We start from the raw sequence: 20072 nt of genomic DNA, 5'->3' as shown, positions 1-20072 counted from the left end.
CGACACTCTCACAGGCCCGGCCTCGCCAGCGCGTTGATGGCAGCGGCCGTGATGGCGCTGCCGCCGAGCCGGCCGCGGACGATGGCGAAGGGCACGCCATAGGACTGTTCGGCAAGGGCATCCTTGGATTCCGCCGCGCCGACGAAGCCGACCGGCATGCCGAGGATCGCCGCCGGCTTCGGCGCGCCGTCGCGCAGCATTTCCAGGAGATGGAAGAGCGCGGTCGGCGCATTGCCGATGGCAACCACCGCGCCGCCCATCCGCTCACCCCAGAGCCGCAGCGCAGCGGCCGACCGCGTATTGCCGATCTCGCGGGCAAGCCCCGGCGTTTCCGGTTCGCGCAGGGTACAGATCACGTCGTTTCCGGCCGTCAGCCGCGCGCGCGTCACCCCGTTCACCACCATGAAGGCATCGCAGAGGATCGGGGCGCCGGCGGCCAGCGCCGTGCGCGCCGCCGTGACGAAGCCCGGCGAGAAGACGAAGTCGCGGGCCGCTTCCACCAGCCCGCAGGCGTGCACCATGCGCACGGCAACGTCGGCCTCCTCCGGCGAGAACCGCGACAGGTCGGTTTCCGCCCGGATGATGGCGAAGGAGCGTTCGTAGATGGCGTCGCCATCGCGGATGTAGTCATAAGCCGGCATGGTCAATCCCGTTGAAGCGAGCCCCTGAGAAGGCGGCGGCGATCCGCGCCGGCCCCAGCCGTTTCAGGCAGGCGGCAGCCGATTCGCCCTTCTCTATCGTCTCGGCAACCCATTGGCCAAGCGCCGTGATGGCGCAAGCGCCGTCTTCCAGCCGCTTTGTCGCAACCGGACTGTCACCGGCGCGCCCACCCACGACGATGCCGAGCCCCGGCTGGCCGTCACAGAACGCCGCAACCAGCGTGAGATCCGCAGCACGCGGCCGGGCGCAACCCTTGGCACATCCGGACACATGCAGGTCGAGCGAGCCGTCCATCAGCGCCGGAGCGCGCGCAATCAGGTGCCCTGCAACCGCGTGCGTGTCGATACGCGCCGAGGCACAGCCACGTTGACCGGCGCAGGCATCGATTCGCAGGGCAGGATCGCCGGCGTCCACGACGAAGCCGAGCGCCTTGGCGAGGAGAGCGAGTGCCGACATTTCACAGCCGGCAGGACCGACGAGGAGAAGCGCTCTGCCGGGCGCGAGCCGCACCTCGGACAGGCCCCCGGCCATGGCGGCAAGGACCAGCTGTCGAACGGCCTGCGCTTCCATTTGTCCGAACGCCGGCGCCACCCCCAGCACGACATGCGCGCCGAGATCAAATCTGCCAACCGGCGACATGGCGATGTCCCGTTTTACGAGCGACGAAGAACTGGACGGCAGCCGATCCGCCGGAAGATCGCGCGCCCGCGCGGCAGGCCCGCAGGCCGCGATGTGCTCAACGACGGACATCGCCGCTTCGATCATCTCGTCTGCCGTGCCCACAAGACCCGTCTGCCGCCCTGCAACGAGCAGACGCCAGCGCGACGAGGCGCCGGCGGCTTCCGCCACAAGCTTGATATCGGCCGCGACACCATCGAGATGCAGCCTCCCCCCGCCATCCACAATGATGGCCAGCTTCGGCGCAAGATGAAGGCCGCTGTCGCCGATCCGGTCCGCAAGCTTTCGGGCGAGCGGGCGCGGGTCGGTCCCTTCGGACGGGTCGAGCCCTGCAAGAGGCGGCATTTCCACGGCAATGCCCTCGCACGGCATGATGCCTGCACCGGCAATAGCGGCCGACAAGGGCGCGACGCTCTCCGCCCGCAGACCCCGGATCTGCAGGTTGCCTCGCGCGGTAATATCCAGCCTGCCCGAGCCGAACGCGTCCGCCGCATCCAGAAGAGCCAGAAACGCCTCTGCCGTGAAGAAACCGGAGGCCGGCCGCAGCCGCGCAAGCAGTCCGTCGCCGGTCTGCATCGGGGCTGCCAGCGTCGGGCAGGCACCGCGACGCAGCGCCGATGGTGATCCCGTCGTCGTCCTATCCCTGCGCATTGCCGTCCCGGCCATCATCATGTCGGTGCCCTTCGATCAGCCGTCATACAGCATGCGGCAAGGGCCACGCAAATCCCGGCTCACATCCCCCGGGTCACAGGCACGTCGTCTATGCAGCCGACGACGACGCCGGCGTGCGCAGGAGATAAATGTCCATGATCCAGCCATGACGCGCCCGTGCCGCGGCGCGCGCCGCAACGATCGCCTCGCGCACCGCGCCGAGCCGTCCGGCAATCGTGATCTCCTGCGGCAGGCCAAGATAGGCGCCCCAGAAGATTTCGGTCTCGAGATCCTCGACCGCCAGAAACGCCTCCTCGCCGTCGAGCATCACCACGACCGCCTGCGCCGTCTGCGGGAAAATCTCGGAGAGCCGACGACCGGGGGTAATGGTCACCGGCTGCCCGATGCCATTGATGGGAATGCGATGGCGGGCCGCCAGCAGCTGCATGCTGGTGATGCCCGGCAGCACGGAAACCTCGAACGCAACGCGCCCACCCTCGCGCACACGCTCCAGAATGCGGATCGTGCTGTCGTAGAGCATGGGATCACCCCAGACGAGGAAGGCCCCCGCTTCCCCTTCTGCCAGATGGTCGAGAAACAACCGCTCGTGGATATCGGCGATCTCGGCATGCCAGAGATCGACGCCCTGCCGATAGCCGACGCCATCCGTGTGCCGCCGCGGCACGGCAAAATCGACCAGCCTTGCGCCCGCCGCTCCATGCCGGGCGATCATGCTGCGGCGGACATCGGCAAGCTCGGCTTTGTCCTCGCCTTTCGTCGGCACGAAGATCACGTCCGCGGCGCCGATCGCCCGGATGGCCTCGAGCGTCAGGTGGTCGGGATGTCCCGTACCGATTCCGATCACCAGAATCCGTCGCATGGCTTCTCCTTCAAGGCACGATCACGCAGAGCATTCGCCGCGCCGCAGGGCCTGCGGCATTCTGCCCGTGCCTATAGCCCGTGGAACCGAGAAACGGGTAATGCTAAAATAAAATCGAAAATACGCGTTCGGTGATAAAAAATTGACATCATGTTCTCTAATGTGCCCGCATCTACAAGGGCAAGAGCGACCGCAGAGGGTGGCTTCACGTTCGGGATGGCAGGCCGCTGCCGGGCACTCGGGGTAACGATGACACAGACCAGACATTCAGGCGCCGAGCCGGCGCAGGCTTTGCGGGATTGCAAAGGCGCCTTCATCGGCGTCGGCGTCGCCAGCGCGCTCGTCAACGTGCTGTACCTCACCGGCTCGTTCTTCATGCTCGAGGTCTACGACCGCGTCCTGCCGAGCCGCAGCATCCCGACGCTCGTCGCGCTCTGCATTCTCGCGCTCATGCTCTACGCCTTCCAGGGCGCATTCGAGTGGATCCGCGGCCGCATGCTCGTGCGTATCGCCGGTGCGCTGGACGAGGCGATGACCGGGCGGATCTACCGCACCGTCGTCCGCCAGCCGTTGAAGATGCGCACGGCCGGCGATGGCCTGCAGCCGCTGCGCGATTTCGATCAGGTGCGCGCCTTCCTCTCGGGCGCAGGACCCGCCGCCTTCTTCGACCTGCCCTGGCTGCCCTTCTACATCGGTATCTGCTTCCTGTTCCATCCGGTCATCGGCATGGTCTCGGTCGTCGGCTCCTTGATCCTCATCGCCCTCACCTTCCTGACCAACCGGGGAACGCAGGGCCCGTCCAAGAAGGCGTCGGAAACCGGAAACCTGCGCAATGCCTTCGCTCAGGCATCCCAGCGCAATGCCGAGGTCATGCAGTCCATGGGCATGCTTGGCCGCATGTCCACTCTCTGGGGCGAGCGCAACGATGCCTACCGGCACCACAACCTCGTCAATTCCGACGTCTCGAACGGCTACGGCGCCCTGTCGAAGGTGTCCCGCATGATCCTCCAGTCGGCGGTTCTGGCCACCGGCGCGGTGCTCGTCATCGAGGGCCTCGCCTCGCCCGGCATCATCATTGCGGGCTCCATCCTTACCGCCCGGGCGCTGGCGCCGGTGGAACTGGCGATCGGCAACTGGCGCTCCTTCGTGGCGGCACGACAGAGCTGGAAGCGTCTCGGCGAACTCCTCACCGCCCTTCCCGAACGCGATGCACCGCTGGAACTGCCGGTGCCGCGCGAAAAGCTGACCGCAGAGGGCATTGCCGGCGGACCGCCCGGCGTTCAGCGCCTGACCTTTGCGGATGTCACCTTCACCCTGAAAAGCGGCAGCGCACTCGGCATCATCGGGCCGAGCGCCTCCGGCAAGTCCTCGCTCGCCCGCGCGCTGATCGGCATCTGGCCGACCCTGCGCGGCGCGGTGCGCCTGGATGGCGCAGCGCTCGACCAGTGGGACAGCGATCGCCTGGGCAAGCATATCGGCTATTTGCCCCAGGACGTCGAACTGTTCTCCGGCACGGTGGCGCAGAACATCGCGCGTTTCGAGGAAGACGCCGCACCCGGCGCGATCGTCGAGGCCGCCAAGGCCGCGCGCGTCAACGACCTCATCCTCAAACTGCCAAACGGCTATGAAACCGAGATCGGCGATGGCGGCTCGTCCCTGTCGGCCGGCCAGCGCCAGCGCGTCGCCCTTGCCCGCGCGCTGTATGGCGAGCCCTTCCTCGTCGTTCTCGACGAGCCGAATTCCAACCTCGACGCCGAAGGCGAGCAGGCGCTGAGCGAGGCGATCCTCGGCGTGCGTGCCCGCGGCGGCATCGTCATCGTCGTCGCCCACCGCCCGAGCGCGCTTGCCAGCGTCGATCTGGTGCTGATGATGAACGAGGGCCGCATGCAGGCGTTCGGGCCGAAGGACGAGGTTCTGGCGCAGATCCTGCGCCGGGAGCCACCGCGCCCCGCAGCCGGACAACCGTTCCAGCCGAATTTCCAGACACAGCTGCAGGCGCAGCCGCCCGCGCTGAAAGCCGTGGGCAATGGACAGGAAACTGCATCATGAGCACAAGCGAATCGTCCGCCGCGCTTCCCCCGGCACAGTCGCGCCGCTCCCTCTCCCGCCACATCACGGCCGTCGGCGTCATGGCGGTGGTGCTCGTCGGCGGCATCGGCGGATGGGCCGGAACGACGGAGCTTTCGAGCGCCATCGTCGCCTCCGGCACTGTCGTCGTCGAGAACAACGTCAAGAAGATCCAGCACCTGACCGGCGGCATCGTCGGCGAACTGAACGTGCGCGAGGGTGAAACCGTCGAGGCCGGGCAGGTGCTCGTGCGGCTGGATGGCACCACCGTGCGCGCCAACCTGTCGATCGTCCAGAACACGCTGGCCCAGCTCTATGCCCGCCGCGCCCGGATCCTCGCCGAGCAGGCGGGAGAAAAGACCTTCACCGTGCCGAAGATCACGCAGGTCGTGCCGACGGACATGGTGTCCACCGGCTTCGAGGACAGCGAACGACGCCTCTTCGACAGCCGCCGGAGCGCGCTGGTCGGCATGAAGAACCAGCTCGCCTCGCGCAAGGCTCAGTTGAAGGACGAGATCGAGGGGCAGACGGTTCAGCTCAACGCCATCGCCGACAGCCTGACGCTGATCAGCCAAGAGCTCGAAGGCGTCGACAAGCTCTATGCCCAGGGCCTCGTCTCCATGCAGCGCGTCACCGCCCTCAAGCGCGACCGCGCCCAGCTCGAAGGCGACCGCGGCGCCCGCATCGCCGCCCGCGCGCAGGCCGCCGGCAAATCGAGCGAGATCGACCTGCAGATCCTGCAGCTGGACGAAGATCGCCGGACGGAGAACGCCAAGGACCTGACCGATGTCGAAGCGCGGATCGCGGAATATGAGGATCGTGGCGTGGCCGCGCTGGACCAGCTGAAGCGGCTGGACATCCGCTCACCGTTATCGGGTCGCGTCTCCCAGCTTGCCATCCACACGGTCGATGGCGTCGTCAATGCCGGCGAGGTCCTGATGCTCGTCGTTCCCGCCGCGGACACGCTGACGGTCGAAGCCCGGATCGCCACCAGCGATATCGACCAGATCACGCTCGGCCAGCCGGTCGAGATCCGCTTCAGCGCCTTCAACCAGCGCACGACACCCGTGGTCGAAGGCGAGGTCGCCAATATCGCCCCGGACCAGGTAACCGACCAGCGCACGGGCGCAAGCTACTACCCCTTGCGCATCCGCCCGAAGCCGGAGAGCCTTAGCGCCCTCAAGGGCCTCACGCTCTATCCGGGCATGCCGGCGGAAACCTATATCAAGATCGCCGACCGCACCGTCATTTCCTATCTCGCAAAACCGCTGACCGAACAGATGCAGCGCACCTTCCGGGAAGACTGACGGGACGAACAGGCGCTCCCGGCTCGGGGGCGCCGTTTCCTGCAGCACCTTAACGTCGCTCTACCACTCTATACCGGTTGGATAATTCCTCCTGAAACCGATACCGGTCCCGGGAATTATGCAGTAGAGACAAGCGTGCCCGACCAGGGCATGTCCCAAAAGACCTGAGCGCGTCCAACACGGTCGTCGAGGCGAGCACGGCAAGACGACTGATGACATCCAAGCGCAAAGGCTATCTCTTCGTCTTCGTCGCGATCCTGATCTTCACGTTGCAGGATGCGACATCCAAGCACATGGGCGGGCTCTATCCCCCGGTTTTCATCACGATGATCCGCTACTGGGCGTTTGCGGCCTTCGTTCTCATCCTGGCGGCACGGTCGAGCGGCGGGCTGAAGGCGGCGGTGACCACGAAGCACCCCGTCCTGCAGATCGTGCGCGGGCTGCTGCTGGTGAGCCAGATCGTGCTGGTCATCGCCTCTTTCGCCAGCGTCGGGCTCGCCCATTCGCAGGCGATCTTCTCCGTCGGGCCGATCTTCGTCGCCCTTCTCTCGATCGTCATTCTCGGCGAGCGCGTCGGCTGGCGGCGCTGGACGGCGATCTTCGTCGGCCTCATCGGCGTCATCGTCATCCTGGACCCGACCGGCGACGAATCCGCCTCCCTGCTCGTCGTTCCCGTCTCCTCCGCGCTGATCTTCGCCTTCTACGTCGTCACCACCCGCCTCGTCAGCCGCGAGGATACGGCCATGACGAGCTTCTTCTACACCGGCGCTGCCGGCGCCGTGGCGATCACGCTGATCGGGCCGTTCTACTGGACATGGTTCGCCCCGGTCGATTGGCTGTGGATGGGGCTCCTCTGCATCACAGGCACATCGAGCCACTTCTTCCTGATCAAGGCCTATGAATATCTCGACGCGTCGGAAGTGCAGCCGCTGACCTACCTGCAGCTGGTCTTTGCCAGCATCATCGGCGTTTCCGTCTTCGGCGAGGTGCTCAGCGTCAACATGATCGTCGGTGCCGTCATCGTCGTCGCCGCCGGCATCTTCACCGTCTGGCGCGAAAGCGTCGTCGCCCGCCGGGCCGGCGCCGCGGGCACACACCCGCGGGCATAATACCGGCATTCAGAGCGGCGGCAGCGCCCAGTCGATCGGCGGGCGGCCATTGGCCTCGAGAAACGCGTTCGCCTTGGAGAACGGCGCCGTGCCGAAGAAGCCGTTATGCGCCGACAGCGGTGACGGATGCGCCGAGCGCAGCACCAGATGCCGGCTCTGGTCAACGAACGCGGCCTTCTTCTGTGCATAGGAGCCCCAGAGGATGAACACCACCGGCCGAGGCTGATCGTTGACCGCCCGGATGATGGCGTCGGTGAACGTCTCCCATCCCCGCTTCTGGTGAGATGCAGCCAGAGCCCGCTCCACCGTCAGCACGCTGTTGAGAAGCAACACCCCCTGCTCCGCCCAATGCTCGAGAAAACCATGGCGCGCCGGCGGTATGCCGAGATCGTTCTGAAGTTCCTTGTAGATATTGACGAGCGACGGCGGAATGCGCACGCCGGGCCGTACGCTGAAGGACAGCCCATGTGCCTGCCCCTCGCCGTGATAGGGGTCCTGCCCGAGGATGACGACACTGACTTTTTCGAGCGGCGTCAGGTCCAAGGCCCGGAAATACTCCGACCCCTTGGGGAAGATCTGTTTCCCCGCCTGCTTCTCCGCCTGAAGGAAGCCTTTGAGCGTGCCCATGTAGGCGCTGTCGAATTCTTTCGAAAGCGCTTGTTTCCAGCTTTCCTCCAGCCTCACCGTCCCGTCCATCCTGCCGTCTCCTGCTTGTTGCCGGTCGTCCCACGAGCGGGAAACGATAGATCATCGCGCCGGCATCGCAAGAGCACCACTGCAATGTATTTCCACAAACATATCGCTGGCCAACCGCCTCGCGCACGTTATATTCCTCAAGATATTTCGATCTCTGGAGATGCTATAATGCTGACAATGCAAGGACTGAAGACGAACGTACGGGCCGTGTTGACGGTTCTCATTGTCGCCGCAGCGTCGCTGGCGACGCCGGCCATGGCCGCGGAGAAAGTGACGGTCTTTGCCGCCGCGAGCCTCAAGAACGCGCTCGATGCTGTGAACGACGCCTGGCAGCAGCAGAGCGGACATGCGGTGACGGCCTCCTATGCCGCAAGCTCGGCGCTGGCCAAGCAGATCGAAGCGGGTGCACCGGCCGATATCTTCATTTCCGCCGATCTCGCCTGGATGGACTACGTCGCAGGCAAGAAGCTGATCCGCGAGGACAGCCGCTCGACGCTTCTCGGCAATCGTCTCGTCCTCGTCGCGCCGGCAGCAGACGCCAAGCCGGTGGAGATCGGCCAGGGGTTCGACCTGAAGGCGCGGCTTGCCGGCGGCAAGCTCGCCATGGGCGCCGTGGAGACGGTGCCGGCCGGCAAGTACGGCAAGGCGGCGCTTGAGAAGCTTGGTGTCTGGCCATCGGTCGAGAAGGATGTCGCAGGTGCCGAGAACGTTCGCGCCGCCCTCCTCCTTGTCTCCAAGGGCGAGGCACCCCTCGGCATCGTCTACGAAACGGACGCTGCCGCCGACCCCTCGGTCAAGATCGTCGGCACCTTCCCCGAGAGCTCTCACCCGCCGATCGTCTATCCGATCGCGATCCTCTCGGAGAGCACCCATCCAGACGCGGCCGCTTATCTCGATTTCGTCCGCTCACCGGCCGCAAAGCCGCTTTTCGAGGCACAGGGCTTTACCGTCCTCGCCAAATAGGAAAAGGCTTCCATCCGGCCTTTAAACCGGGCCCGGCGGCGTGGAGGACATTGCGACTTTGGACTGGCTTGCGCTCAGCGATGCGGAATGGACGGCGATCCGGCTGAGCCTGAAGGTCTCGGCCGTCGCTATGCTGGCGAGCCTGCCCTTAGCGCTTCTAGCGGCAATGGCGCTTGCCCGCGGCCGGTTCTGGGGGCGCTCCCTCTTGAACGGGATCGTCCACCTGCCGCTGATCCTGCCGCCGGTCGTTACCGGTTTCCTGCTGCTCATCCTATTCGGGCGACGCGGTCCGGTCGGTGCGTTTCTCGAAACCTATACGGGCCTCGTCTTTTCCTTTCGCTGGACGGGCGCGGCCCTTGCCTGCGCGGTCATGGGCTTCCCCCTGATGGTGCGCAGCATCCGCCTGTCGATCGAGGCCGTGGACGGGCGACTGGAGCAGGCGGCCGCCACGCTCGGCGCCTCGCCGGCCTGGGTCTTTGCCACCATCACCCTGCCGCTGATCCTGCCCGGCATCATCGCCGGCATGATCCTCTCCTTCGCCAAGGCGATGGGCGAGTTCGGCGCTACCATCACTTTTGTCTCCAACATTCCAGGCGAAACGCAGACGCTGTCGGCCGCTATCTACACTTTCACGCAGGTGCCGGGCGGCGATAGCGGCGCGCTCCGCCTGACGCTCGTCTCGGTGGTCCTCTCCATGGCGGCGCTGCTGCTGTCGGAATGGCTGGCGACCGCCGCCGCCCGCAGGGTGTCCGGCACATGACGCTCGATGTCTCCGTGCGCCACCGGCTCGACGCCTTCTCGCTCGACATCGCCTTCTCGACGGACGGCGGCATCACCGCTCTGTTCGGCCGCTCGGGCTCCGGCAAGACCTCGCTCATTCGTGTTCTGGCCGGTCTGATCCGCCCTGACGACGGCCATGTGCGGCTCGATGGCGAAACGATCCTCGACACCGCAAGCCGGACCATCACCCCGCCGCATCGCCGGCGCTTCGGGACGGTCTTTCAGGAGGGCCGCCTGTTTCCGCACCTCAGCGTGCGACAGAACCTGCTCTACGGCCGCTGGTTTTCCAAAGCCCCTGTCGGCACCGGCGACATCGAGCGCATCGTCGACCTTCTCGGTATCGCCCCGCTGCTCGCCCGCCCCACGGCCAATCTCTCCGGCGGCGAGATGCAGCGCGTGGCGATCGGCCGGGCGCTTCTGGCACGCCCACGCCTTCTCCTGATGGACGAACCGCTTGCCGCCCTCGACGACGCGCGCAAGGCCGAAATCCTGCCCTATCTCAAGCGTCTGCGCGACGAGACGGACATCCCCATCCTCTATGTCAGCCATTCCGTCGCGGAGGTGACCCAGCTCGCCGATCGCGTCCTGATGATCGAAAACGGCCGGCTGACCGCAAGCGGCACCGCGTCGGAGATGCTCAGCCTGCCCGGATCGAGCGAGGCGATCAGCCGCCGCGAGGCGGGAACCGTGATCGAGGCGACGGTTGCACCCCACCAGCCCGATCCCCGGATCGTCAAGGTCGCGGCCGGCGGCCTGACACTCTGGCTGGTCGGCACCGAGCGACAGCCCGAACAGCGTCTGCGCCTGCGCATCGCCGCCCGCGACATCATGCTCGCCACGAAGAGGCCCGAAGGCCTGAGCGCGCTGAACATCATCGAGGGGGTTATCAGCGGCATGGAGCCGTCCGGTCGGGATCAGGTCGATGTCGCGCTCGACTGTGCCGGCACTCGGCTAACGGCGCGCATCACCAGCGTCTCCGTCGATATGCTGGGCCTTGCACCCGGAATGCCGGTCCATGCCGTGATCAAGACGGTGGCGCTGGATCCCTGAAAGCATGTTGCCTGAAAGAAAGGGTGGAGCGGTTTCGGGAAAACGACATGCCTCAAGACGAGGCGCGATGCGCCTCGAGCCAGGCGACATCCTCGGCCATGGCCGCCAGCGCCTTTTCCTCCATGGCCCGGAACCGGGCGATCAGCGCTTCGCCGAACGGCGTCACCACCGCGCCGCCGCCTTGCTTGCCGCCGCGCTGCGAGGTGACCGACTCCTCCTCGAACATCGCGTTCAGGGCACTGACCAGCAGCCAGGCGCGGCGATAGCTCATGTCCATGGCACGGCCCGCAGCCGAGATCGAACCCGTCTCGCGGATATGTTCGAGAAGCGCGATCTTGCCGCGCCCCAGCCGCTCGGGCCCCGACGGGCCGGGCAGATCAAGCCGGATAACCAGCCGTGGCGGCGATGTCTGGACCATGGTGTCATCCGGATGAGCAAGCGGAGCGGGAACGGAGGTCATGTCCTCCGCGGCCCGCATGGGAGCGTGAAGCAACCGCGCCTGTCAACCCGCCACCGCGAGCGAAAAAGCCTCAGCCCATCCGCTCGGACGCGTAGGAGCCCGGGCTTGCCGGAAACACGATGGTGCGGTTGCCGTTCATGAAGACGCGGTGGTGGATATGGGCATGCACGGCGCGGGCGAGAACCTGGCTTTCCACATCGCGGCCGATGGAGACGTAATCGTCGGGCGACTGCGCATGGGTGATGCGGGCAATGTCCTGCTCGATGATCGGGCCCTCGTCGAGATCCGCGGTGACGTAGTGCGCCGTCGCGCCGATGAGCTTCACGCCGCGCTCATAGGCCTGCTTGTAGGGGTTTGCACCCTTGAAGCTCGGCAGGAAGGAGTGGTGGATATTGATGATGCGGCCCGACATCTTCTTGCAGACGGCATCCGAAAGAACCTGCATGTAGCGGGCCAGCACGATCAGCTCCGCATTCGACTGCTCGACGATCTCCATCAGCCGCGCCTCGGCCTCGAGCTTGTTCTCCTTCGTCACTTTGATGTGATGGAAGGGAATGTCGTGATTGACGACCACCTTCTGGTACTCGAAGTGGTTGGACACCACACCGACGATCTCGACCGGCAGCGCGCCGATCTTCCAACGGTAGAGAAGATCGTTGAGACAATGTCCGAAACGCGACACCATCAGCAGTACCTTCATGCGCTTTGCAGAGTCGTGGATCTGCCACGTCATGGCGAAGGTCTCGGCGATGGCCACGAACCCGTCCTGGATCGCAGCCTCGGTGACGCCTTCCTCGGAAATGAAGCTGACCCGCATGAAGAAGAGACCGGTCTGGAGATCGTCGAACTGCGAACTATCAACGATATTGCAGCCTTGCGTGGTCAGATAGCCGGAAATGGCAGCCACGATGCCGCGGGTGGATTTGCAGCTGACGGTCAGCACATAGCTCTTCATGGGGTTTGTCTCTCGCCTTCGCAGATCGCCGCGGACGCAATCGTCCGGCAGGCTGCAAGCTACCGTGCTTGCGAACCCTCCGTCCATCCGCTTCGCGACATCCGCTAGCAGGAACCGGCCATCCGGTCACTACCGCGTCGTCGCCATGGCGCTTCCAGCCAACCGGCTTTCCCCCCGGCGGCGCAGATGCATCGTCCGAATCCTGTTAACATCCCGGTTACCCTTCCGAGCACATGCCCGGATCTCTGCAGCATCCATTAGTCTTTGCCCGCTACATCTGCCCGCTGAACGACCATCCGCGTCCAGAAGCGAGGCTGTGTCCTGTTCGGTGACGGCAATGACCCGGGAAGACCCTATGTCCACGGAAAAGCCCAAACGGCAATTATCGGTGAATTTCGCCATCAACGTTGCAGGAGCCATCGCGCCGATCGTGATCGCGCTCGTGACGGTGCCCATTCTCGTGCGCCATATCGGCGACGCCCGCTACGGCGTCATGTCGATCGTCTGGGTCCTGCTCGGCTATCTCGGCTTCCTCGATCTCGGCCTGTCGCGGGCCTCGACGAATGCCCTGTCGCGCCTGCCGTTTTCCGCAAAGCAGGAACGCTCCGAAATCGTCGCGACCTCTTTCATTCTCAACATGGCACTGGCGAGCCTCGGCGCCATACTGCTCTATTTCGCGGGCAATTTCCTCCTACTCACCGTCTTCACCGTACCGCCGGAACTCGAAGCCGAAATCGCGGCCGCCCTGCCGTTCATCGCCTGTCTTTTGCCGCTCGCGCTCATTTCCGGCTTTTCCATCGGCATCCTCGAATCGCGCGAGCGCTTCCTGCTCGCCAATGCGCTGCAGATCGGCGGCATGATCGTCGGGCAGATCGTGCCCGTCCTCTGCGCCATCTTCATCTCGCCCGATCTCTCGGTCATCATTCCCGCCGCCGCCCTCTCCCGCGCGGCCTCCGTCGTCGTGGCGACGCTGATCGCGCTCTATACCGAGCAGGGCTTCCGTTTCGACCGGTTCCGGTTCGCCAAGGTCCGCTCGCTGATGAACTACGGCGGCTGGATCACGCTCTCCTCCATCGTCCTGCCGGTTCTCAACACGCTCGATCAGATCGTCATCGGCAAGACGCTCGGCGTCAGCGCCGTCACCTACTATTCCGTGCCGATGAACCTCGTGATGCGCAGCCAGGTCTTCACCAGCTCGCTCGCCCGCACGCTGTTTCCCCGGCTGTCGAGCCTGCCACGCGCGGAAGCCATCGCCATTTCCGAACGCGCGATGATGGTGAGCGGCATTCTTTATGCCGGGCTTTGCGCGGCCGGCATCCTTCTCATGCGGCCGTTCCTCGACCTGTGGATGGGACCGCCCTTCACGGCGATCGCCGGCACCGTCGCCGTCGTCCTCCTCATGGGCAGCTGGCCGAATGCCCTGACCTTCGCCCCCTACACGCTTTTGCAGGGGCAAGGCCGCCCCGACATGACGGCGAAGATCCATGTGGCGCAGATGGTGCCCTATGTCCTCCTGCTGCTGGTCCTGACGCACCAGTTCGGCATCCTCGGTGCCGCCATCGCCTTCCTCTGCCGCGGCTATCTCGATTGCAGCCTGCTCATTCTCTTCTCCCAGATGCCCCGGCGCATTTTCCGCGCACTTTTCCCCTCCGCCGTGCTGGTCGTGGCGGCCGGTGCGCTCCAGTTTTTCCTTGCAGGCTCGATCGTCGCTCTTCTCGCGGCCGCCTGCGTCAGCATGCTCATCTCCATCGCGCTCCTGCGTTTTCAGGAACGGGCGATCTTCGATGAAACCCTGTCGGTCGCAAGAGGCGCATGGAACCGCCGGGGATCGCGCGGTGGCGAGGGCTCCGTCACGAACCCATCGACCGTCGGACGCACGTTTCCGCCGGCGGTCGCCGCACCAAAGACGATCGAGAATCAAGGAGCCTGAGGTGGGCAAGCAGGAGCGGAAGGACATGACGTCGCAAGCGCGAAAGCCGCTGATCGTTCAGGTCGTGCGGCAGTTCCTGCCTAATCGCGGCGGCCTGGAAGACGTGGTCGCCAATCTCTGCCATTCGCTTCCAGAGCGTGGCTTTCGCGTGCGCGTCGTCACCTGCGACAGCCTGTTCTCCGAGCCGGAACGGGGACGCCTGCCCGTCGAGGAGGTCATCGACGGTATCGAGATCGTCCGCATCCCCTGGCGCGGCTCCACGCGCTATCCCGTCGCACCTGCGGTCTTCCGGCATCTGCGGCAAGCCGATCTCGTCCATGTCCACGCCATCGACTTCTTCTTCGATGCCCTGTCCTGGGGACGCCTCCTTCACCGTCGCCCGATGGTCGCGACGACCCATGGCGGCTTCTTCCACACCAAGGCTTTTTCGGCCCTGAAGACGACGTGGTTCAACAGCGTCACGCGCGTGTCCGCCCAGGGTTACGCCAACATCATCGGCTGCAGCGAGGCGGATGTGCGCACCTTCCAGCCGATCGCCGGCGACCGCGTTCGCCTGATCGAGAACGGCGTCGATATCGGCAAATTCGAGGATGCCGCCAGTAAAGTGCCGGCACGCCGGCTCGTCACCATCGGCCGCTTCTCCTCCAACAAGCGGCTGCCCCTGCTGATCGCGCTGACGGCCGCCCTGAAGGCCCGCCATCCCGACTGGAGCCTCGACATCATCGGCGTTCCCTCCGACCTCACGGTGGATATGCTGCAGGCCGAGGCCCGCAAGCAGGGGGTCGAGACGGCCGTGACAGTCCACAAGGGCCTGACCAATCCCGAAATCCGCCATCGCCTCGCCGAGGCATCCCTGTTCGTCTCGGCGTCCGACTATGAAGGCTTCGGCCTCGTGGCCGTCGAGGCGATGAGCGCAGGGCTGCTTCCGGTGCTCAACGCCAATGCCGCCTTCGTCGATCTCGCGGGCCGGCATCCCGCGCTGTCGCTCTGTGATTTTGCCGACATCGCCACAACGGCCGATACGGTGGAAGCCGCCTATGCGCGCCTCGAGACACAGGGGCCTGCGCTCCGGGCCGATCTGATGTCGGCAGCCCATGCCTACGGCTGGAGCGCCGTAGCGGACCGTTACTGCGACGTCTATCGCTCGGTTCTCGGCCTTGCCTCCGTGTCGCCCCCCGCTATGTCGTTCGACACGACCGCCCCTGCCCGATGAGGACCGACACCATGCAACCGACACGTTCTCTCGCCGGACGCGCCGCCCGTCTCGTCGCGCTTGCGGCCTGCCTTTCCACCGGCGTCCAGCCGGCGCTCGCCGGCTGCTTCAACGGCATCAATCTCGCAGGCGCAGAGTTCGGCACCATGCCCGGCGTGTTCGGCAAGGAATATACCTACCCCTCCCAGGAAACGATCGACTACTTCGCCGGCAAGAGCTTCAACACCGTCCGCCTCCCCTTTCGCTGGGAGCGAATCCAGCGCAGGCTGAACGGCCCACTCGACCGGGAGGAGCTTGCCCGTCTGAAAGAAAGCGTCGCGGCCATGCGCGCGCACGGCCAGACCGTCATTCTCGACCTCCACAATTTCGCCCGCTATAACGAGAAGATCGTCGGCACGAAGGACGTGCCGGACGCAGCGCTCGCCGATGTCTGGGCGCGCCTCGCCAAGGTTTTCGCCAACCAGAAGGGCGTGGTCTTCGGGCTGATGAACGAGCCGTTCGACATGCCCCCCACCGCCTGGCTGCAGCCGGCCAATGCCGCGATCGCCGCGATCCGCAAGACGGGTGCGAAGAACCTCGTGCTGGTGCCCGGCGTCTCCTGGACGGGCGCGCACAGCTGGCAGGCCGATATCGAGGGCTCTTCCAATGCCTCCACTATGATCGACGTCAAGGATACGGCGAACAACCTCGCCTTCGAGGTGCACCAGTATCTCGATAGCGATTTCTCCGGCACGAACGACGATTGCCCGCGTGGCGACGATGCGGCCGCCGCGCTTCGCGCCATGACCGACTGGTTCCGGGCCAACAAGACACGCGGCTTCCTCGGCGAGTTCGGAGGATCGGCGACATCGGACTGCATGATCGGGCTCGCCCGCATGGTCGATGTGATGGCAGAGGCAAACGACGTCTGGATCGGCTGGACCTACTGGGCCGCCGGCGACTGGTGGTCGCCGGACGAACCCCTCAACATTCAACCGACGGACACCGGCGACAGGCTGCAGCTGAAAGCCCTGACGACACGCAAGCTCGCCCGCGAGGAAGACGCCTGCCCCGCCTTGGACACGGTCAGGCCGCGCTGAGGTTCCGACCAGTGGCTGCTGCAGGGCTCCGGTCACGCGGCTTGCGACCGAGCGCCGCATCGTCGAGCACCGAGATGGTGCCGAACAGGAACCACAGCAGTCCCGCGGTCTTGATGGAGTAGCCGCTGTCGCTGATGATCATCAGCAGCAGCAGATAGACGATGACCATGCCGTGGAAGGTCCGGGCCTTCACACTATTGAGCGGCGCAAAGACGAGCAGGCCCCATAGTCCCATGAAGCCGAACAGGCCGAACTTCGTCAGCGTATAGGCAAGCCCCGAATCCGCCGTGAACTGCGTCGTCGTCTGGGCGCCGAACACCACGCGCAGGTCGAGCGAGGTCAGAAGGTGCGCCGTCACCTGAAACCGCCCGCCGATATCGTTCGGCCCGCCCTGCGTTCCCGACTGGATACCGTAATAGGCGAGCACCGACAGCATGATGAACGGCAGCACGTACCAGGCCAAGCGCGGCATGAAGCGGTAGACCGGCAGAAGCAGCGTCATCAGGATGCAGGTATAGAGCCCGAACCGCGCATCGCCGAGCGCGATGACCGTAAGGGCGAGAAAGAGCGTCACGAAGCGCAGGCGCATGGTCGGCCGGAAGAGGCACCAGCCATAGACGATCGCTCCGAAATTGCCGACGGAAACCGGCTCCAGAAAGACCGAGGACACGCGGTGCATGCCGAGAAACGGCAGGATGGTGCGTGCGCTGGGCCGCATGCCGCTGATGAAGAGGCCGGTCGTCTGCCCGTAGAGCTGATCGACGGTGACGCTGCCGCGCGCGAGATAATAGCCGATGACGTTGAAGAAGGAGATGTAGACGTCGAGCGCCATATATTCGAACAGGCCGACGGCCACCACAATAGCCGAGGAGATGAAGACCAGCCGATCCGCCAGCTTCAAGTCCTGCAGCGTCCGGCCGGCGAAATAGAATCCGATGGGGATGAGGATGTCGCGCACGGCCTTGAGGTCCGGCGCGCCGCGCATGGTGAAGAGGAAGATCATGTAGGAGATATAGACGGCCAGCAGCATGTAGGGTGCCGTGCGCCGCCCGAGCGCCACGATGAAGACGCAGCCGACCAGCACCATTTCCGACATCATCACATGCCCGTCGGAGACCCGCATCACCCGTGTGTTGACGAGGCAGAGAAGCGCGTTGAAGACGAGGCCGCCGATGACGCTGAAGGCCGCAAGCCGCGTGTAGAGCCCCCGCCAGGCGTCGTCATTCTTGGCCGAGAGACCACCGACCGGCAGGGCATATCGCGCGGATACGTCCTGAATAACGCTCATCAGGCGACCGCCTCGACGATCACGACACCGACGAGCTTGGTTCTCCAGGGGCCGAGCGTCTGTGCGAGATCCTTGAGGTCGGCGCGACCCACCCGGCCGGGCCGGATGACGATGGCGATCGCGTCGCTATCCTTCACGAAGGCCATCAACCGCGCGGCATTCTCTTCGCCGGTCGCATCGACCACGGAAAAGTCGGCGGGTGCCGGCTTGACTGCCGCCGACAGGAGCGAGCCGGAAGCGCGGCTGCGCTGCCGCGGCATGGCATGGCGATCGAGACGGCGGTAACTGACGCTTTCAAAAGCAGGGACACCGCCCATCTGCATGCGCTTCAGCGTGCCGGCCAGCAGAGACGAGGCAGGCACGGATGCCGCTGCGATATCGACGGCAGCACCCGTATCGGCCAGCGCGAGCGCGATGTCGCCCACCAGCGTTTCATCCGGCTTTTCCATGCCGGGCGAAAGAAACACGATCCGGGCCGGCAGGGCCGCAACGGCATCGGTCAGCACATAGGCCGAGCGCGTGACGCCCGCCTCGCGTTGGCGTTCTGCGGCATGCGACCGTGCAGCCGCCTTGCCGGAAAACGGCAGGCGGCGCTTCATCCGCGCGACGAGACCACCGTTGCGCCGCGAACGCCCGGAAGGCCAGCCATCGTCCGGCACATCCGATGTTCCCCGCGTCTGCCGAGCCGCGATCCGAGCGATGACGGGAACGCCGAGCGTATCGACGATCTGCCGGTCGGAGGTCACGCGCCCGTCGAGCAGATCCAGCCCGACGGCGATGGCCGATCCGGCCGCAGCCCCGAACAGGAAGCCGGCGATGGCGACCAGCAGGGCGGAGGCGCGCGTCGTCTTTATCGGCGGCAGGGCCTCCGAGATGATGCGGGAATTGCCCGAACCGATATCGTACTGGCGGCTCAACTCTTCCGAGCGCGTGACGAATGAGGTGTAGACGCCGCGGATCGCATCGGCCTCGCTCTGCAGTTGCGCAAGGGTCGTGCGCGCATCGCCGCTGTCGCCATTGGCGTTGCGAAGCGCGGCGAAGCGCGTTTCGAGCGCCGCGACATTGGCCTTGCTGCGCTCGTAGGTATTGCGTACCGAATCCTGAACGCGCTTCAATTCCGACTCCAGCGCCCGCCGCATGCTTTCGGCCTGCGCCTGCGCGGTCTGGAGCTGCGGATGGCGGCTACCGAGACTGGTCTGCAGCTCCGCCAACCGGTCGAGCGTCTGCGCGTAGCGCGTGCGCAACGTCGTGACCGACGTCTGCTGCAGCGCTTCGGGGATCGCGCCCGAGGCGAGATCGCCCGTCGTCAACGTGCGAACCTGATTGTAATTGATCTGCTGCTGCTCGAGGGCGGCGCGGGCACTGCCGAGCTGCTGCGTCACAGCCTCGAGTTGCTGGTCGGTCACGAGGCCCTTCTCGCCGGTGCTGATCAGGCCGTTCTGCGTGCGGAACTTGACGACCTTGTCTTCGGCTTCGAGCAACCGCTTGCGCAGCTCTTCGGCCTCGACCTGAAGGCTCATGCTGGCCTTGAGGCTCTTGTCGGACCCGATCTTGTTGGCTTTCTCCAGGTAGATCGCCGAGACGGTATTGGCGATCTCGGCGGCGCGCGCCGCGTTCGGATGCTGGGCGGTGATGGTGAAGACCAGCGACTGATCGGCACGCGCGATGATGAGGTTCTGCGCGAGCGTCGCTGCGGCGCCCGCCGCTGCCGCCTCTTCCGAAACGGGGAGCGATGGCGACCGGCCGAGAAGACGGCCGATCAGGCCCACCTTCGCCTGAAAGAAAGGATCCTCCTGCAATGCGAGCTTGCGCGCAGCCTCGGAGAGGACGCTGAAGGACTGCATGACGTAGATCTGGCTGTCGATCGCCTGCTGCGCCTGCGCCGGTGCGGCGGTATCGCCGGCGGACTGGCCGACGGCGGCAAGCCGTTCGGGGTCGAGCAGGATCTGGGTGGAGGCACGGAACACGGCCGGCTGGCTGAGAACGAACGCAAACCCCAGACCACCGAAGATCAGCGCCGTCACGATGACGATGCCGATGCGGCGCATCACGATCGACGGAAGTTGAAAGACGTCGATGTCCATAGGGCTTCCATATCCACGCCAGGTTGTTTTGTCCGCGCTCACATCTCGGCTCGGCGGGTTCGGACAATGACCTGCAGCCCGCACAAGGTTCTCGATCCGAAGAATTGACAGCTTATGGTTAACAACCCCTGAACGTCGTGACTTACATTGATGCGAAGCACAGCATTTGCAGGGACTTAAGGACGAACGTCCCGGGCGTCGGGCCATATCAGGCATGGCTTG

General features: G+C 65.3%; 17 protein-coding genes. 9 read left to right on the top strand and 8 right to left on the bottom strand.

Going from position 1 to position 20072, the window contains the following annotated elements; translation table 11 throughout:
• Positions 1 to 8: 8 nt before the first annotated feature.
• From C8J33_RS20480 to cobF, 3 genes are all read right to left on the bottom strand, one after another.
• Positions 9 to 641 (bottom strand): precorrin-8X methylmutase, encoded by a 633-nt coding sequence (locus C8J33_RS20480; protein WP_132665185.1) that lies wholly within the window; start codon positions 639 to 641, stop codon positions 9 to 11.
• Positions 628 to 2010 (bottom strand): precorrin-3B synthase, encoded by a 1383-nt coding sequence (cobG, locus tag C8J33_RS20475; protein WP_132665184.1) that lies wholly within the window; start codon positions 2008 to 2010, stop codon positions 628 to 630. Before cobG ends, C8J33_RS20480 begins: the two co-directional genes overlap by 14 nt.
• 88 nt (positions 2011 to 2098) lie before the next feature.
• Positions 2099 to 2869 carry a precorrin-6A synthase (deacetylating) gene (gene cobF, locus C8J33_RS20470; RefSeq protein WP_132665183.1) on the bottom strand — a complete coding sequence of 257 codons (771 nt, stop codon included), beginning with the start codon at positions 2867 to 2869 and terminating at the stop codon, positions 2099 to 2101.
• A 249-nt stretch (positions 2870 to 3118) separates the two neighbouring features.
• Here cobF and C8J33_RS20465 point away from each other — a divergent pair, with 249 nt between their 5' ends.
• The 3 genes from C8J33_RS20465 to C8J33_RS20455 all read left to right on the top strand — a co-directional run bounded on the left by C8J33_RS20465 (position 3119) and on the right by C8J33_RS20455 (position 7352).
• Positions 3119 to 4918 carry a type I secretion system permease/ATPase gene (locus C8J33_RS20465; protein ID WP_110800956.1) on the top strand — a complete coding sequence of 600 codons (1800 nt, stop codon included), beginning with the start codon at positions 3119 to 3121 and terminating at the stop codon, positions 4916 to 4918.
• Positions 4915 to 6243, top strand: a complete 1329-nt coding sequence (locus tag C8J33_RS20460; protein ID WP_132665182.1) for an HlyD family type I secretion periplasmic adaptor subunit — start codon at positions 4915 to 4917, stop codon at positions 6241 to 6243. Before C8J33_RS20465 ends, C8J33_RS20460 begins: the two co-directional genes overlap by 4 nt.
• Before the next feature lie 212 nt (positions 6244 to 6455).
• Positions 6456 to 7352 (top strand): DMT family transporter, encoded by an 897-nt coding sequence (locus C8J33_RS20455; RefSeq protein ID WP_132665181.1) that lies wholly within the window; start codon positions 6456 to 6458, stop codon positions 7350 to 7352.
• A 9-nt stretch (positions 7353 to 7361) separates the two neighbouring features.
• Here the strand turns inward: C8J33_RS20455 and ung are convergent, their stop codons facing one another.
• Entirely contained in the window at positions 7362 to 8048 is a 687-nt protein-coding gene (gene ung / locus C8J33_RS20450; RefSeq protein ID WP_110800875.1) for a uracil-DNA glycosylase, read from the bottom strand.
• Positions 8049 to 8216: 168 nt separating this feature from the next.
• Between ung and modA the strand changes: the two genes are divergently transcribed.
• Genes modA through modC form a run of 3 tightly spaced genes read left to right on the top strand, consistent with a single transcriptional unit; the run spans position 8217 to position 10841 of the window.
• Positions 8217 to 9011, top strand: coding sequence for a molybdate ABC transporter substrate-binding protein (gene modA, locus C8J33_RS20445; protein ID WP_132665180.1), 795 nt, complete (start codon positions 8217 to 8219; stop codon positions 9009 to 9011).
• A gap of 58 nt (positions 9012 to 9069) precedes the next feature.
• Positions 9070 to 9771, top strand: a complete 702-nt coding sequence (gene modB / locus C8J33_RS20440; RefSeq protein ID WP_132665179.1) for a molybdate ABC transporter permease subunit — start codon at positions 9070 to 9072, stop codon at positions 9769 to 9771.
• Positions 9768 to 10841, top strand: a complete 1074-nt coding sequence (gene modC / locus C8J33_RS20435) for a molybdenum ABC transporter ATP-binding protein (RefSeq protein WP_132665178.1) — start codon at positions 9768 to 9770, stop codon at positions 10839 to 10841. Before modB ends, modC begins: the two co-directional genes overlap by 4 nt.
• Positions 10842 to 10893: 52 nt before the next feature.
• On the opposite strand, the gene C8J33_RS20430 is transcribed toward modC, so the two are convergent.
• Both C8J33_RS20430 and purU read right to left on the bottom strand, forming a co-directional pair.
• Positions 10894 to 11259: a winged helix-turn-helix domain-containing protein gene (locus C8J33_RS20430; protein ID WP_132665260.1), complete on the bottom strand. Its 366-nt coding sequence runs from the start codon at positions 11257 to 11259 to the stop codon at positions 10894 to 10896.
• Between the two features lie 112 nt (positions 11260 to 11371).
• The gene (gene purU / locus C8J33_RS20425; protein WP_132665177.1) at positions 11372 to 12256 is read right to left on the bottom strand and encodes a formyltetrahydrofolate deformylase; all 885 of its coding nucleotides are present in this window, start codon (positions 12254 to 12256) and stop codon (positions 11372 to 11374) included.
• A 355-nt stretch (positions 12257 to 12611) separates the two neighbouring features.
• Between purU and C8J33_RS20420 the strand changes: the two genes are divergently transcribed.
• From C8J33_RS20420 to C8J33_RS20410, 3 genes are read left to right on the top strand one after another with little or no spacing between them, the layout of a single operon-like run.
• Positions 12612 to 14186 (top strand): flippase, encoded by a 1575-nt coding sequence (locus C8J33_RS20420; RefSeq protein ID WP_165929849.1) that lies wholly within the window; start codon positions 12612 to 12614, stop codon positions 14184 to 14186.
• Between the two features lie 25 nt (positions 14187 to 14211).
• Positions 14212 to 15399, top strand: a complete 1188-nt coding sequence (locus tag C8J33_RS20415; RefSeq protein WP_132665175.1) for a glycosyltransferase family 4 protein — start codon at positions 14212 to 14214, stop codon at positions 15397 to 15399.
• 11 nt (positions 15400 to 15410) lie between these two features.
• Positions 15411 to 16478 (top strand): glycoside hydrolase family 5 protein, encoded by a 1068-nt coding sequence (locus C8J33_RS20410; protein ID WP_132665174.1) that lies wholly within the window; start codon positions 15411 to 15413, stop codon positions 16476 to 16478.
• Here the strand turns inward: C8J33_RS20410 and C8J33_RS20405 are convergent.
• Both C8J33_RS20405 and C8J33_RS20400 read right to left on the bottom strand, forming a co-directional pair.
• Positions 16465 to 17766: a UDP-phosphate alpha N-acetylglucosaminyltransferase gene (locus C8J33_RS20405; protein ID WP_132665173.1), complete on the bottom strand. Its 1302-nt coding sequence runs from the start codon at positions 17764 to 17766 to the stop codon at positions 16465 to 16467. The two genes, C8J33_RS20410 and C8J33_RS20405, sit on opposite strands and share 14 nt — an antisense overlap.
• Entirely contained in the window at positions 17766 to 19850 is a 2085-nt protein-coding gene (locus C8J33_RS20400) for a GumC family protein (RefSeq protein WP_165929848.1), read from the bottom strand. The genes C8J33_RS20405 and C8J33_RS20400 overlap by 1 nt, the downstream gene beginning before the upstream one ends.
• Between the last annotated feature and the right edge of the window lie 222 nt (positions 19851 to 20072).

The organism is Rhizobium sp. PP-CC-3G-465, from assembly GCF_004343445.1.
Classification (GTDB): domain Bacteria; phylum Pseudomonadota; class Alphaproteobacteria; order Rhizobiales; family Rhizobiaceae; genus Ferranicluibacter; species Ferranicluibacter rubi.
Note: the sequence above shows the minus strand (reverse complement) of the source record. Positions and strands in the feature narration are given on the sequence as shown.

Excerpts from the sequence above, each read along its gene's own strand:
- C8J33_RS20480 (WP_132665185.1), bottom strand. The coding sequence starts at position 641 with ATGCCGGCTTATGACTACATCCGCGATGGCGACGCCATCTACGAACGC.
- cobG (WP_132665184.1), bottom strand. The coding sequence starts at position 2,010 with ATGATGATGGCCGGGACGGCAATGCGCAGGGATAGGACGACGACGGGA.
- cobF (WP_132665183.1), bottom strand. The coding sequence starts at position 2,869 with ATGCGACGGATTCTGGTGATCGGAATCGGTACGGGACATCCCGACCAC.
- C8J33_RS20465 (WP_110800956.1), top strand. The coding sequence starts at position 3,119 with ATGACACAGACCAGACATTCAGGCGCCGAGCCGGCGCAGGCTTTGCGG.
- C8J33_RS20460 (WP_132665182.1), top strand. The coding sequence starts at position 4,915 with ATGAGCACAAGCGAATCGTCCGCCGCGCTTCCCCCGGCACAGTCGCGC.
- C8J33_RS20455 (WP_132665181.1), top strand. The coding sequence starts at position 6,456 with ATGACATCCAAGCGCAAAGGCTATCTCTTCGTCTTCGTCGCGATCCTG.
- ung (WP_110800875.1), bottom strand. The coding sequence starts at position 8,048 with ATGGACGGGACGGTGAGGCTGGAGGAAAGCTGGAAACAAGCGCTTTCG.
- modA (WP_132665180.1), top strand. The coding sequence starts at position 8,217 with ATGCTGACAATGCAAGGACTGAAGACGAACGTACGGGCCGTGTTGACG.
- modC (WP_132665178.1), top strand. The coding sequence starts at position 9,768 with ATGACGCTCGATGTCTCCGTGCGCCACCGGCTCGACGCCTTCTCGCTC.
- C8J33_RS20430 (WP_132665260.1), bottom strand. The coding sequence starts at position 11,259 with ATGGTCCAGACATCGCCGCCACGGCTGGTTATCCGGCTTGATCTGCCC.
- purU (WP_132665177.1), bottom strand. The coding sequence starts at position 12,256 with ATGAAGAGCTATGTGCTGACCGTCAGCTGCAAATCCACCCGCGGCATC.
- C8J33_RS20420 (WP_165929849.1), top strand. The coding sequence starts at position 12,612 with ATGTCCACGGAAAAGCCCAAACGGCAATTATCGGTGAATTTCGCCATC.
- C8J33_RS20415 (WP_132665175.1), top strand. The coding sequence starts at position 14,212 with ATGACGTCGCAAGCGCGAAAGCCGCTGATCGTTCAGGTCGTGCGGCAG.
- C8J33_RS20410 (WP_132665174.1), top strand. The coding sequence starts at position 15,411 with ATGCAACCGACACGTTCTCTCGCCGGACGCGCCGCCCGTCTCGTCGCG.
- C8J33_RS20405 (WP_132665173.1), bottom strand. The coding sequence starts at position 17,766 with ATGAGCGTTATTCAGGACGTATCCGCGCGATATGCCCTGCCGGTCGGT.
- C8J33_RS20400 (WP_165929848.1), bottom strand. The coding sequence starts at position 19,850 with ATGGACATCGACGTCTTTCAACTTCCGTCGATCGTGATGCGCCGCATC.